This window comes from Kosakonia sp. YIM B13588 (genome assembly GCF_042788165.1).
Taxonomy (GTDB): Bacteria; Pseudomonadota; Gammaproteobacteria; order Enterobacterales; family Enterobacteriaceae; genus Kosakonia; species Kosakonia sacchari.
On record NZ_JBHZPO010000001.1, the window covers coordinates 544,358 to 558,777 of the forward strand.

The following is a 14,420-nucleotide window of genomic DNA, read 5'->3' on the forward strand; positions in this document are numbered from 1 at the left end:
GCTTCCGGGCTGTTACTGATGCGCGTATCAAAGGTTAAAACGTGGTCCAGCCCTCATCGCTCGTGGCGGTTTCACGCGGTTCGACGCTCTGCTTCACGCCGGGTTTGGCTGTTGGTTTGCTGGTTTTGGCTGCCGGTTTTGCGCCATTCTGATCGAGACGGAACGTGGCGACCAGTTCTTCCAGCAAACGCGCCTGCTCTTCCAGCGAACCCGCCGCCGAAGAGGATTCGCTTACCAGTGAGGCGTTCTGTTGCGTGGTGCTATCCAGTTCACCCACCGCGCGGGCAATTTGCTCAATGCCGCGGCTCTGCTCCTCGGAAGCAGACGAGATTTCGCCCATGATATCGTTAACACGGGTAACAGACTGCACCACCTGATCCATGGTTTCACCAGCTTTTGCCACCAGTTCGCTACCGACATTAATGCGCGAAACTGACTCGCTAATCAGCTGTTCGATATCTTTTGCCGCTTGTGAGCTGCGTTGCGACAGGCTGCGCACTTCGCTTGCCACTACCGCAAAACCACGCCCCTGTTCACCGGCGCGTGCCGCTTCTACTGCGGCGTTGAGTGCCAGAATGTTGGTCTGGAAGGCGATGCTGTTAATCACAGCAGTAATATCGGCAATTTTGTTCGAACTGTTATGAATATCGCCCATGGTATTTACCACTTCGCGCATCACCGTACCGCCTTCGCTGGCGGTTTTCGACGCCTGGGCTGCCAGGCTGCTGGCATTGCGCGCGTTATCGGCGTTGTTTTTCACCGTGGCGGTCAACTCTTCCATGCTGGCCGCGGTTTCAACGACTGCCGCTGCCTGTTGCTCGGTGCGGGAAGAGAGATCGGTATTGCCTTCGGCAATCTCCGTCGCCGCACGCGAAACCTGGCTTACGCTGTTGCGCACTTCGAAAATCATGTCGCGCAGCGTATCGTTCATCCGGCCCATTGCACCGGTTAATTGCCCCAGTTCATCGGTGCTCTGCGCACGAATTTTCGAGCTGAGATCGCCACTGGCGATACGTTCCGCCAGCGCCAGGTTGCGATCGATAGGACGCGTAATCTGACGGATAACCCACCATGAGACGATCACGCCAAGCAGGATAGCAATCACACCGATAATCGCCGCAATGGTGCTGGAGGTGTATGCCAGTTCATCGTTATGCGCTTTCACCAGCGTAATGATCTGTTTGAGCGAGGCGCTGCTCTCATCTCCACCCACTTTGACTTTATCTTCCGACGCCTTTAATGCCTGGAAAGCGGTGAGATAGTTAAGGCTCAAATCGCGGTATTTCACTGTGTCATCCCACAGGGATTGCAACGGTGATTGCAGCTCACCCGGTAACTGGCTTACCAGTGCCTGAACGCTCTTTTGCGTTGCGCCAAAACGGGCATCCAGCGCCTCTTTAGACTCTTTACCCGGGCTGTAACGAACCACCAGCGCGGCGTCGCGTACCGTGCTGATCGCAAACAACTGTTCGTAAATTTGCGCCATCAGCGCAGGGTCGGCCACCGGCGTGCGCACCAATGTGGTGTAGCGCGCAGAGAGATCTTGTGCGGCCAGTTTGTCGAGTGATTCGCGCACGGTCTTGATATCACCGGTGGCTTTTTGCATCTCGCCAATCGCGCCCTGGAATTGCTCCAGGTGGCTGGCGACATCGTTAATAATTTGTTTTTCGTTTGCAGACCAGGACATATCGTCGGCGCTGGCGGTCAGCTCGGAAGCGTGGCGCACGTAGTTGGACATCACCTGCCCTGATTTATCATCGCCATAGAAGTATTTCAGACGGTTAATTTTGGCCTGAAATACTTCAATGTTGATGTTGTACATAAGATTGGTTTTTTCGTAGACGTCGCGTATTTCTTTGAAGCGCAATACGCTGAGGACGGTGGCAATAGCAACCAGAAAGAGAACTAACCCAAAACCGACTGACAGCTTCCTACTAATTTTTATATTGCTTAACCGCTGGCTAAATGACATTCCGGACTCCTTGCTAAACCCCAATGTTAGCGCCCAACAACTGCACGCACACATTGTTATCGGCAAAGAAAGCAGGGATTTCAGGTGCTGGCTGGTCTTATCAGTCAAAAACGTGATATTGATGCGCCCCATTCGCAAATTTTCCCGGGGAGCATCAATATATAAATAGAATGATTATGTCGTTGAATTGGAACTCAGCGATAGAATTGTTTGTGAACGATGTTTGCGCCCTCATCAATCGCACGCCATAACGCGCGTTCGCTAGCGAAAGCGTCTCCCTCTTCTAACGCCGCCAATAAATCACCGTAATTTTCGACGCGCGTTAAATCCTCAGAATTTGGATAAAGATAATTGTAACAAGGGCCAATACGAACCCATAACTGCTCAATCAAGGCGGTTAGCGTCGGCATCCCGGCGTGGCTGTAAACACTAAAGCGAAACACGCGGTTAGCTTGTAAGCCCTGCTCGGTGTTACCGCTTTTCATTGCTTCATGGAAATTCGCCGCCAGGATACGCAACTCACGAATTTTCTCCTTCGTCATATGCTGGCTGGCTGCGCGTGCGGCCATGCCCTCAAGATTTTTACGAATCTGGTTAATTTCGTTATAGCGATCAAGGCTGACTTCCGGCACCAGAAAAGCCTGCGCCGGGGTGGCATGCAGCGCGCCTGCGGAGACCAACCGCAGTAACGCTTCCCGCACCGGTGTAATACTGGTGCCTAATTGATCGGCTATTTCCTTTGTGATGAGTCGCGCGCCCGGTTTAAGCGCACCAATAATAAGCGCACTCTTAAGACTCGCCTCAACTTGCATGGTGAGACTGGTCCGCTGCGCTTTTTCCAAATCAAGCATGTTTGTATCCCGTATAATTTCTTATTTATTCTCAGCCTGGTAGCGTGTCCGTGATTTGTGTCAATGAATATATTATATACACATGCCTGGTCTTGGATGGTCGCGTAAAAGTTAAAACAATTTGTATTTATTATGCACAACTACCAGGAACCGCCTTCACAAGGTCATCAGTTCCTTATGCTTATCTAATTAAAGACGTTTCTCAAAAATTTGCACGATTTCTGATGGCGGTTTTTCACCGCCATCATTCTTTTAGCTGATAGGCCCGATTTGCACTACGACTTTACCGAAATTTTTCCCTTCGAGCAGGCCAATAAAAGCGTCTGGCGCATTTTCCAGCCCGTCGATCAATTGCTCACGGTACTGAATTATTTCTTGTCGAATCCATTGTTCCATTTCTTGTTGAAATTCATGAATACGGTGGCCGTAATCCTGACCAATAATAAAACCTTGCAAGCGGATTCGTTTTTTCAGCAGGGTTGCCATTAATAACGGAATACGATCCGGACCGGCGGGAAGATCGGTGGCGTTATAGCCGCTGACTAATCCGCAAAGCGGAATTCGCGCGGAGGTATTTAATAACGGCAGTACCGCATCAAATACTTTTCCGCCGACATTTTCAAAATAGATATCGATACCCTGCGGGCAGGCCGCAGCCAGTTGTTCGGCAAAATCTTCCGCATGGTGATCAATACAGTGATCGAACCCCAGCACGTCAACCGCATGACGGCATTTCTCGCTGCCGCCGGCCACGCCGACTACGCGACAACCCTTAATTTTACCGATTTGCCCTACTGTCGCGCCTACCGGACCGGTTGCCGCGGCAACAACCAACGTTTCACCGGATTTCGGCTGGCCAATATCCAGCAAGCCCATATAGGCGGTAAACCCTGGCATACCAAGAATGCCAAGCGACCACGACGGGTGCGGCGGATTGTCTCCCAATTTGACCAGGCCTTCGCCGCCCGAAATGTCGTAATCCTGCCAGCCGCTGTAACCCAGCACCCAGTCACCTTCGGCGAAATCCGGGTGCTGCGATTTGACGACGCGGCTAACGGTGGCACCGCACATCACTTCACCAATTTTTACCGGCGGTGAATACGATGGCGCATCGCTCATACGCCCGCGCATATAAGGATCTAACGAAAGGAAAACCGTGCGCAGCAACACCTGCCCTTCGCCCGGCGTGGCAATGTCATCTTCTTCAAGGCGGAAATTATCCGCGACGGGCGCGCCATGCGGGCGGGAAGCCAGCACCCAGCGGCGGTTGCGGTGAGGATCTTGTTTCATTGTTCGCTCCTGTACGTGTCAGACTAACTATTGATACTAGTCTCTGACGGCCAGGAGCGCGTTTACATTACGAGCTGGAAGGATTCAGCCGCACCACCAGATAACGGCAAGGTGTGTCACTTTCATTGATAAAGCGGCAATCATTTGGCGGGCCGAGCTCCAGACAATCTCCGGCGCACATCTCATGGCGCGTGTCGCCTTCAACGAACACCAGTTCCCCCTCCTGCAACCAGATAAGCTGGCGCGCCAGCGCATAGGCGGACGCCGGCATTGGAATATCGCTCCCGGCGGGCAGTTCGATTTGCACCAGGTCGATAGGCAAATCGCTGCGCGGCGAAACATGACGGCGCAGATAGTGGCTCTGCGGATCGCACCAGACAGGCTGATCGGCGTGGCGCAGCAGTTTGCCCTCCTGCATTTCTGCCCGCGCAATTAGCGTTGACATACTGATGCCAAACGCGCCGGAAAGCCGCGCCAGCAGCGCCGCCGTCGGGTTACTGTCGCCGCGTTCAATTTTGTGGATCATCGCCCGCGATACACCGGCGCGCTCCGCCAGTTCGCTCAGCGACCAGCCGCGAGATTCACGTTCAACGCGAATTCGCGCACTGATCCGTTGATTTATATTGTCTGAGATAGTATTCATAACGTAATACTATAGTGTACAAATTTGAGGTTCAACCATGAATATTCGTTACGCCGGGAAAGACGATTGCGCGGCAATTGCCGTCATTTACAACCATGCGGTGGTCAATACCGCCGCCATCTGGAATGACCAGACGGTCGATGTCGACAACCGTATCGCCTGGTTTGAAGCGCGCGCCTCGCTGGGCTATCCGGTGCTGGTCAGCGAAGAAAATGGTGCAGTTACCGGTTATGCTTCGTTTGGCGACTGGCGCGCTTTTGACGGTTTTCGCCACACGGTTGAGCACTCTGTTTATGTTCATCCGGAACACCAGGGCAAAGGCATCGGCCTGGCACTGATGGAGCGCTTAATCGACGAAGCCAAACGCATCGGCAAACATGTCATGGTCGCGGGTATCGAAGCGCAGAATCACGGCTCAATTCATCTGCACAGCAAACTTGGGTTTGTGATTACCGGGCAAATGCCGCAGGTCGGCACGAAGTTTGGCCGCTGGCTGGATCTGACGTTTATGCAGCTGCAACTCGATGACCGCACCGAACCGGACGCCATTTCATGAATCAGTCGCTCACCCTCACCTTTTTGATTGCTGCTGGTATTGGCCTGGTGGTGCAAAACACCTTAATGGTGCGCATTACCCAGTCGGCGTCGACCATTCTTATCGCCATGCTGCTGAATTCGCTGGTCGGCATTGTGCTGTTCGTCTCTATTTTGCTGATCAAACACGGTGTCGCCGGTTTTCAGGAGTTGTACACCAGCGTGAAATGGTGGACGCTCATTCCCGGTCTGCTGGGGTCGTTTTTTGTCTTTGCCAGTATTAGCGGCTATCAATATGTCGGCGCGGCAACAACTATTGCGGTGCTGGTCGCAAGCCAGCTTATCGGCGGTCTGGTAATGGATGTGGTGAGAAGCCAGGGCGTTGCGCTCAAAGCGCTGATTAGCCCGATATGTGGCGCGGTGCTGCTGGTGATTGGCGCCTGGCTGGTAGCCAGACGCCAGTTTTAATTACAGGATCTCGCCACCTTTGGTGAGCTGTTCGCGTCGCGCTTCCATATCTTCTTTATGCTGCCGACCGTGGTGCGCAATTGCCTGACGCAGGCGCTGTTGCTGGGTGTAGCGTTCGTCCCGGCTCAGTGCCGCATCATCGCTGAGTTCAACCAGCAACCCATTCATGCCGATAATAACGCCCTGTTCGATAGTCGCGTCAACACGTGCGATAACCTCATCCAGATGTGACATAGCCTCTCCTTTAATTCAGCTTCGCTTTCGAAAAATCGCTGCCCATCAGGCTGACGGTATAACCGCTAACGTTACTGCGGGTGGCGTAAAACGTTTTGCCGTTAGCCAACGCGATCCACGGTGCCTGCTGGTAGAAAATCTCCTGTGCCTGACCGTAAAGTTTGGCGCGGGCGGCAGGATCCGCCGTCAGCTTCGCTTTCTGCACCAGGCCATCATAGCCTTTATCGCACCAGCGGGCGGCGTTAGATCCGGTTTTGATGCTGTTGCAACCGAGCAGCACATCGGCAAAGTTGTCCGGGTCGCCGTTATCCGACATCCAGCCGAACAATGCGGTATCGTGTTCACCTTTACGCATACCGGCCAGATATTCGCCCCATTCATACGAAACAATTTTCGCCTTCACGCCGACTTTTGCCCAGTCTGCCTGGATCATTTCGGCGATGCGCCGCGAGTTCGGGTTATACGGTCGCTGCACCGGCATTGACCACAGCGTGGCTTCAAAGCCCTTTTCCAGCCCGGCCTGCTTGAGCAGCGCTTTGGCTTTCTCCGGATCGTAGCCGTAATCTTTCAGATCTTTGTTAAACCCGAGCATGTTCGGCGGCAGCGGTGATTTTGCCACCGTACCGGAACCGAGGAACACCGCATTGACAATGGCTTGTTTGTCGGTCGCATAGTTCAACGCCTGACGCACCAGCACATTATCAAACGGCTTTTTCTCGGTGTTAAACGCGAGGTAGCCGACATTCAACGCATCAATGGTATGCAGCGTTAAGTCTTTGTTGTTTTTGATCTGATCAAACTGCACCGGTGCCGGGGCGGGAATTATCTGGCATTCATTGGTTTGCAGTTTCGCCAGACGGGTTTGCACATCCGGTGTAATAGAGAAGATCAGATGTTTGGTAGGCACTTCGCCATCCCAATAATTTGGGTTGGCAATATAACGGATTTGCGCGTCCGTTTTGTACTGCTGCAAGGCGTACGGGCCGGTGCCGATTGGCCAGTTATCGACGTTTTCCGGCGTGCCTTTTTTCAGCATCGCATCCGCGTATTCCGCAGAGAGAATGGAAGCGAAATCCATTCCCCAGTCGGCAAGAAATGCGGCATTCGGCTCATTCAGTACAAACTGAACATGGTTATCATCGATTTTTTTCACTTCTTTGATCAGCTTATCAAGGCCAACATCGGTGAAGTATTCGTAATTACCTTGCGAAACATTATGATAAGGATGTTTCGGATCCATCTGGCGCATCACAGAGAAGACAACGTCATCGGCGTTAAAGTCGCGCGTCGGTTTGAAATATTTATTGCTGTTGAATTTAACGCCCTGGCGCAGCGTGAAGGTCCAGGTCTTTCCGTCTTCAGAGACTTTCCAGTCGGTCGCCAGCGACGGTACCGGTGTGTTTTTCACCGGGTCAAAGGTGACCAGGCGGTTATAAAGCACCTGCGAGCTGGCAACAAATGTCGGCCCGGAGCTGGCAATTTGCGGGTTGAAGGATTCCGGTGACGCTTCGGAGCAGTAAATGATTGTATCGTTGGACGCCGCCCATGCGGCACTTGCCGGTAACAGTGTGCTCAGCGCAAGGGCGAGCAGCGTTTTTCCCGTGGACATTATCAGGAGCCTTCTTTTTTTATATGGAGCATTAATCTCAGCACAGCAGATGGGAACTGGCAAATAACGATTCCGCATCAGGTTATTCTAAAGCATTTGTTTTTGCTGAAATATCCACCATTATTAATGAATAAATTTGTGTTAAATAAATTTCGTGCCGTCAAGCGGGTTCGGCGCGCTCAATGCGTCGAGAATTCAATGGTTTTGCGCTTTCCTCTGCCTTTTACTGGTAGGAAGTTTGCGTATAGTAGACGCGTGAAGAAGTCTATGGGATGAAAACGTGGCAAAAACTCTCTTGCGTAGCGGCGATTTGGATGATTTCCAGGCCGTTGGCGGCGGCGGTCAGGCCGTATTCGATTCGGCATTGCAAATTCGTGAAGCACTGCGTCTGCGTAAGCAGCAGGCGCTGGTAGATTGCCTGGCAATACCCCAGGTCAATGATGAAGGCGATCGGGTCGACTGGTACTCACCCATTGATGGTCGCGCCCAGGCATGGAAAGCGGCGGAACCGGAGGCGCGCGCCCGCGCGCTGCGTTACCTTGAGAGCACGCTGGACAGCGCCGCCGCGCTGAGCCGCAAATGCATGCAATCACCGAAAACCGCGCAGCAACTGTTTGGCTCGCTGCTGGAAAAAGCGCTGCAATTCCCCGGCGAAAACCATGTTTTCCTCGTTGATGGCAAACCGGTCATCACCTTCTGGGGCTTTGTGAATCTCAATGAAAGCGCCCGTGAAAATGTGCTTGAGTGTCTGCAAGAACCAGAGCCAGAAATCCCAGAAATTATTATCGAACCGGAGCCAGAGCCGGAAGAAGAGCCTGCCGTCGAGGTAACTTTCAGCCAGGCGGATGCGCCGCTATTAATGCCGCAAGCGGAAATCAAACCGCAGCCCGTTGCCGCACCGCCCGTGCAGGAAGCAGCACCCGTGGTTGCACCTGAACCCGCTTCGCAGCCCGAACCCGTACCAGAGGTGAAAAAACGCCGCCGCTATGGTCTGTGGGCATTGCCCGTTGCTGCGGCTGTCGCGGCGGCAATTGCCGTGCCGCTGGTGCTCAATCAGCAACAACAAGAACCTGCGCCTGCACCTGCCGTAACCAAAGCAGAGCCGGTCGCAATTGCGCCGCCGCCGATGCAAGCCGAGCCGCTGCCTGAACTGGCGGTGAAACTGCCGCTGCATCAGGCTGAAATTGTTGCGCCTGCTGTCAAAGCACCGGAAGTCAAACCGGTTGATAAAGGGCCGGTTGTTATCGCCTCTATCCCGAAAGATGTACTGGTGATGGATGCGTTAGAGGTGAAAATCGGTTCCACCAAATTCCTTAACGGTAACTGGCGTGTGGCGATGGATGTGAAAGATCCGGTCACTGGCAAAGCCCCTGCCGTGCGTTACCAGATCCAGAACAACAAAGGGACGGCGCGTATTGTGATGGGTAAAAATGTAACCTGTCGCGCCGATCTGTTCTCCGGCCTGCATGAAACCGGCGAACTGCTGATTAAGAGCCGCAGCAACGCACGTTGCAGCGACGGGACGCGTTACCCGATGCCGGAAATTTCCTGTAAAGCAAGCAGCAACGACGTCGCGGAATGCAGCGCGCGTTTTGACGCCAACACCACCGTTCCGGTGACGTTCAGAAAAACAGGTGACTGAGTTTATGCTGGTTAATCTTTGCGACTACAAACAGAGCGTGACGCTGATTGCCAATAGCGGCGTGCAGTTTCTTGATTTTGGCCTGACACCGCAGGATTCCGCCAACAGCGGCAAATTTGTGCGTAAAACCGCCAACGGCCCGCTGCTGCGTCTTGATTTCGATCTGGTCAATGAACGTTATACGTTGCCAAACCGCGACGGCGGTCAGCCGGAAGTGGTAAAACCCGAAAGCACGCACTCGCTGCAATACTCGTTGTCGATCCTCGATGGCGTCTGGCTGCCGATCCCTTTCCTGCGCTTTAACCCGCCCCGCACTTTCGTTGAAGGCCCGGATAACTGGGCACGCGTGCAGATCCGCAAGCTCAGCGAACCGGACAGCGCCGGAAACACTCACCGCGTGGCGCTGGCGCTCGACAGCCAAATTAACGGTAACTCGCCTGCCGCGCTGGCGCCGCTGGAAAACGATATTCTCAATGGCACGCGATTCTCGCTGGCCTGGCGTGACGATGAAGTGGCAGATTTCCTCGATCAGACCTGGGTCGATGGCTGGCTGCGCGAAGCATTTTTGCAATTCATTACGCAACATGAAACCCGCAGCGAACGCGAAATTAATCAGGCATTGCGCGGTTTTGAATATCAGGCGCACTGGCTTAATCTGATGAGCCTGCTCGGCATGCAATTGCAGGTGCCGGAAGTCAAAATCGTTACGCACACGCTGAGTACACCGGCGATCCCGGTCGATCTGATTCTGGATGTCGGCAACACCCACACCTGCGGCGTGATCATTGAAGATCACGGCGATGCCAATGATGGGTTGCGCCAGACGGCAGAATTGCAGGTACGCTCGCTCAGTGAACCTCAGTTCCTTAATGAGCCGCTGTTTACCAGCCGTCTTGAGTTTTCTGAAGCGCGCTTCGGCAAACAACACTTCTCAGTGGAAAGTGGTCGTGAAGATGCCTTTATTTGGCCATCGATCGTGCGCGTGGGCGATGAGGCCCGCAAGCTGGCAACGCAGCGCCTTGGCACCGAAGGCAACAGCGGCATCTCCAGCCCGCGCCGTTACCTGTGGGACGAAACACCGGTATTACAGGACTGGCGCTTTAGCCAGATGAACAGCAAAACCCAGCGCGAACCGCTGGCGACCGCCTTCCCGCTCATGAACCTGATGAATGATGAAGGTCAGCCGCTATATAGCCTGCCGCTGGATGAGCGTTTACCGGTCTTTTCCCCGCAGTACAGCCGCAGCACGTTGATGACCCACATGCTGTGCGAATTGCTGTCGCAGGCACTTGGGCAGATCAACAGTGTCGCCACGCGTCTGCGTTTGGGCTTTCCGGCCTCTCCGCGCCAGCTGCGCACCATTATTCTTACCCTGCCCTCGGCGATGCCGAAGCAGGAGCGTGAAATTTTCCGTCGCCGCATGTTCGAAGCCATCGCGCTGGTGTGGAAAGCCATGGGCTGGCATCCGCAGGATGAAGACTTTGCTAACCGCAAGCAGCAGGAAAAAAGCGTCGTACCTGTGCCGCACATTCAGATGGAGTGGGACGAAGCCAGCTGTGGTCAACTGGTGTGGCTGTATAACGAAGCGATTTCCCGTTTTTCCGGGCAAACTGAAACGTTTTTCGCCTCGCTTGCCCGCCCGGATCGCGAAGAAGCACCGGGCGCGGTAAAAGGCCGTTCGCTGCGCGTGGCCTCCGTCGATATCGGCGGCGGTACGACAGATATGGCGATCACCCATTATCAACTGGATGATGGCACCGGCAGTAACGTCAAAATCACCCCGCAACTGCTGTTTCGCGAAGGGTTTAAAGTCGCCGGCGATGACATTCTGCTGGATGTGATTCAGCGCTGTGTGCTGCCGGCGTTGCAAACGCAGATGCAGAAAGCGGGCATTACCGATGCCGCAGCGATCATGGCGACGCTGTTTGGCGATTCCGGGCGTATTGATACCCAGGCCGTGCTGCGCCAGCAAACGACGCTGCAACTGTTTATGCCGATTGGTCATGCCATTCTTGCCGCGTGGGAAGAGAGTGACATTAACGATCCGCTTGCCGGGTTGCATGCCACCTTCGGCGAACTGCTCACGCAACTGCCAACGCGCAATGTCATGAACTACCTGAAACAGGCAATCGATCATGCGCTGCCGTCTGGTTCGGCAGAATTCGATGTGCTGGCTGTCCCGTTGCAGGTGAATTTCCGTGAGTTGCAGGATGCGATGCTGGCCGGGCAATTTACCCTGACCGCCCCGCTGCATGCGGTTTGCGAAGCCATCAGCCACTACTGCTGCGATGTACTGTTAATTACCGGTCGTCCTGGCTGCTTGCCTGGCGTGCAGGCGTTGATTCGTCACCTGCAACCTGTGCCGGTTAACCGCATGATCTGGCTTGATAAATACCGCGTACATGAGTGGTATCCATTCAGCCAGCAGGGTAAGATCGGTAACCCGAAATCAACCGCTGCCGTGGGTGCGATGTTGTGCAGCCTGGCGCTCGATTTGCGTCTGCCGCGTTTTAACTTTAAAGCGGCGGATATCGGTGCCTATTCCACCGTGCGTTACCTCGGTGTGCTGGATAACGTCGTCAATACCTTGCGCGATGAGAATATCTGGTATCACGATATCGACCTTGATAAGCCCGGTGCGAAACTGGACGCGCGTTTACATTTCCCGCTGCGCGGCAATGTTACGCTCGGTTTCCGCCAGCTCGCAAACGCCCGCTGGCCGGCTACGCCGCTCTACACGTTGAGTATCAACTCGCAGGAACTGGCGAAAACCATCGCGGGTGACGGCGTGTTGAATGTCCGTTTGCAGTTCAGCGGCGGCAATAAACAGCACGGGCCGGAATCGTTCACCTTAAGTGAGGCCTGGCTCCAGGATGGTACGCCGGTCGCCGCAGACGCGTTAACTTTTAAACTGAATACGCTGGCCGATCGCCGCCATAGCGGCAGCCATTACTGGATCGACAGCGGGAGTGTGTATCTGAAATGAGTGCGAGCGTAAAAACCACCCAGGCACTGGCGACATGGATCAACGACAACCGCCAGCACGCACCTTTACTGGATGATGATGCCGACGCGCTGCTGTCGCGTCTGACGACTGCCGCCGCCGAGGAAAGCGCGCTGCGTGAAGCGGTCGACGCGCCCTGCACCGTTGGGTTGTATGGTCATTCACAAGCGGCCAAAGCGCATCTGCTGACAGCGTTGTGCGGCAGCGGTAACGGACGGCTTAATGTGCGTCCCGGCGAAAAAACACTGGATTACTTCACCCATATCAATCCCGGCCATGCCCTGACCAGCATGGCGCTGCGCTTTAGCCAGCATCTTGCACCGATGGATGAGGGTTTCCCGCTGTGTCTGCGCATTATCAGTGAAGCCGAACTAGTGCAGATTTTTATTGCGCATGCCATTCAGCAGCCGGAATTGCGTGCCGTTGACAAATCGGTAATTGAAGATCGCGTCGCGAAATGGCGCTCACTGCGTCAACCGAATGCGGTGCCGGGGATCACGGCGGAAGATATCGGCGCGATTGCCCGCTTCTGGCGCGCGGCGGTGCCGTCGTCGCAGCAACAGATGGACGATGCGTTGTGGTATCAGTTTGCTTGCCTGTTGCCTTCCCTGGATCTCAGCGCCCGCGCCAGCGCCTGGTCGCTGTTATGGGGCGAGCAGCAGGAACTCACGCAGCAGTGGTTGTCGCTGGCACATACCCTTCACCAGACCGGTAACGCGCAGGAGCTGGCGGCACCGCTGAGTATTCTGGTGGATACTTTTGCCCTGCCAACCGACGGTTTCTTAACACCATCGGAACCCGGTAGCGGTGAGATCCATGACGAAGTGGTGGTGCATCCGTGGTCAAATGAGCAGTTGCACAACGCGGTCAGTATTCCGCTGGCAACCCTTGCGCTGATTACGCGCGAGCTGGTTTTGCCGGTGGAAAACGCGGTGTTAACGGCCGTGGATATTCTCGATATTCCGACTCCGGGCCCACAAGATGGTCAGCCTTTGTGGCGTAGCAAATGCCGCTGGTTGCTGGAAAGCTACCGCCAGCGCCTGCAACCGGATGTGCTGATGATTTGTAATGCGACGCTGGAACGTTCAGCCACCGCTGCCACTGCGCGCGCATTATTAAACTGGGTCAAAGAGACACAATCTGGTCAGGAAACGGCGCTGCCGGGGCTGGTCTGGGCAATTACACCACAGGATGCGCGCTTTACACTGGCGCAGAATCTGGACGAAGCCGTTCAGCAGCTTATTGGTAAACCGGGTCAGCACTGGGGAACGTTGCAGGCGCTGGATGCCAGCAGTTTGCAGCGTCTGCTGGAGTGGCTGGTGCAGGCGACAGCGCCTGGCCTACGTCAGCAGCGTTTGAAAGCGCTGACTGAGCGTCATCAGCGTGCCCTTCGCGATCTGCTACAACCCTGGCTTGCCACCGCAGTAAAAGACGCAGCGGCGCAACGCGCGAGCGCGGAGTCCGTGGTGCGCGAGTTGCAAGGCCAGGCTTCACGCCACGGTGAATTGCTGGAAGGTTTACAGCCGGATATGCAGCAGTTCGATACGCTGTGGAAAGTTCAGCAGCCGCGCGAAGAGAAAGTCAGCGGCTTGTTTAACGAATCAATCGATCTGTTTGCTGAATCCGCAGAAAGCAGCGAACCGCAGGCAGTGTCGAAAGATATCGGTCAGCAGGCGCATGCTTTGTGGGTCAACCACGTACGCCAGTGGAGCCGCAACGATGATAACGCTGCGCGCCTGGGGCTCAGCCCTGCCGCGCTGCGCCAGATGGCGGAGATTGTTATCGTCAGCAGCTACCGGCTGAATTTACCCGATCAGTTGCAAAAAATTATGCAGCGCGATACTGCCTGCGCCGCGCAACTGTATGCTGCAATTGGTAACTTTGTCGCCTGGCTGGGATACGCGGAGATCGCGCAGGCGGATCGCCCGGAAAGCCGGGTAAACAAAGGCAGCACCATTTTTTCCAGCGGTACGGATGGCGCTACCCAGGCGCGGTTAACCCGTCTGAGCGAGCAGCCAGTACACGCCGCCACCCGCTATGTGTATGACTGGCTGGTGGCGTTGTACCACCGGGCTATCGAAAACATTGGTTACAGCCACCCGCTGGATATCAGCCCAGCGGCGCGTAAAAAACTCAAATCCCTGCTTCCCTGAAAATCACCCGGCCATGCAAA

Annotated in this window: 11 protein-coding genes; 5 read left to right on the top strand and 6 right to left on the bottom strand. The window is 54.8% G+C overall.

From position 1 onward, the window contains the following. Window positions 1-34 precede the first annotated feature (34 nt). From ACFX4U_RS02560 to ACFX4U_RS02575, 4 genes are all read right to left on the bottom strand, one after another. On the bottom strand, window positions 35-1,972 hold the full coding sequence (locus tag ACFX4U_RS02560; protein WP_313508860.1) for a methyl-accepting chemotaxis protein: 1,938 nt from the start codon (window positions 1,970-1,972) through the stop codon (window positions 35-37). 194 nt (window positions 1,973-2,166) lie between these two features. After that, the gene (locus tag ACFX4U_RS02565; protein WP_200550949.1) at window positions 2,167-2,823 is read right to left on the bottom strand and encodes a GntR family transcriptional regulator; all 657 of its coding nucleotides are present in this window, start codon (window positions 2,821-2,823) and stop codon (window positions 2,167-2,169) included. Window positions 2,824-3,075: 252 nt separating this feature from the next. After that, a complete protein-coding gene (locus ACFX4U_RS02570) occupies window positions 3,076-4,113 on the bottom strand; it encodes an NADP-dependent oxidoreductase (protein ID WP_313508857.1) in 1,038 nt (345 codons plus the stop codon). 67 nt (window positions 4,114-4,180) lie between these two features. Next, window positions 4,181-4,756 carry a helix-turn-helix transcriptional regulator gene (locus tag ACFX4U_RS02575; protein WP_313508943.1) on the bottom strand — a complete coding sequence of 192 codons (576 nt, stop codon included), beginning with the start codon at window positions 4,754-4,756 and terminating at the stop codon, window positions 4,181-4,183. 37 nt (window positions 4,757-4,793) lie between these two features. Between ACFX4U_RS02575 and ACFX4U_RS02580 the strand changes: the two genes are divergently transcribed. Further along, complete coding sequence (locus tag ACFX4U_RS02580) at window positions 4,794-5,312, top strand: GNAT family N-acetyltransferase (protein WP_200550946.1); 519 nt, start codon at window positions 4,794-4,796, stop codon at window positions 5,310-5,312. After that, the gene (locus tag ACFX4U_RS02585) at window positions 5,309-5,758 is read left to right on the top strand and encodes a DMT family transporter (protein WP_313507787.1); all 450 of its coding nucleotides are present in this window, start codon (window positions 5,309-5,311) and stop codon (window positions 5,756-5,758) included. The genes ACFX4U_RS02580 and ACFX4U_RS02585 overlap by 4 nt, the downstream gene beginning before the upstream one ends. On the opposite strand, the gene ACFX4U_RS02590 is transcribed toward ACFX4U_RS02585, so the two are convergent. Both ACFX4U_RS02590 and ACFX4U_RS02595 read right to left on the bottom strand, forming a co-directional pair. Then, window positions 5,759-5,992, bottom strand: a complete 234-nt coding sequence (locus ACFX4U_RS02590; protein WP_313507786.1) for a DUF2526 family protein — start codon at window positions 5,990-5,992, stop codon at window positions 5,759-5,761. It lies immediately after the preceding gene. Window positions 5,993-6,002: 10 nt separating this feature from the next. Further along, window positions 6,003-7,601 (bottom strand): ABC transporter substrate-binding protein, encoded by a 1,599-nt coding sequence (locus tag ACFX4U_RS02595; protein ID WP_305736020.1) that lies wholly within the window; start codon window positions 7,599-7,601, stop codon window positions 6,003-6,005. A gap of 280 nt (window positions 7,602-7,881) precedes the next feature. Between ACFX4U_RS02595 and ACFX4U_RS02600 the strand changes: the two genes are divergently transcribed. Genes ACFX4U_RS02600 through ACFX4U_RS02610 form a run of 3 tightly spaced genes read left to right on the top strand, consistent with a single transcriptional unit; the run spans window position 7,882 to window position 14,400 of the window. Further along, window positions 7,882-9,243, top strand: coding sequence for an SrfA family protein (locus ACFX4U_RS02600; RefSeq protein ID WP_313507784.1), 1,362 nt, complete (start codon window positions 7,882-7,884; stop codon window positions 9,241-9,243). Between the two features lie 4 nt (window positions 9,244-9,247). After that, entirely contained in the window at window positions 9,248-12,229 is a 2,982-nt protein-coding gene (locus ACFX4U_RS02605; protein WP_305736018.1) for a virulence factor SrfB, read from the top strand. Next, window positions 12,226-14,400 carry a virulence factor SrfC family protein gene (locus ACFX4U_RS02610; protein ID WP_305736017.1) on the top strand — a complete coding sequence of 725 codons (2,175 nt, stop codon included), beginning with the start codon at window positions 12,226-12,228 and terminating at the stop codon, window positions 14,398-14,400. The genes ACFX4U_RS02605 and ACFX4U_RS02610 overlap by 4 nt, the downstream gene beginning before the upstream one ends. Window positions 14,401-14,420 lie beyond the last annotated feature (20 nt).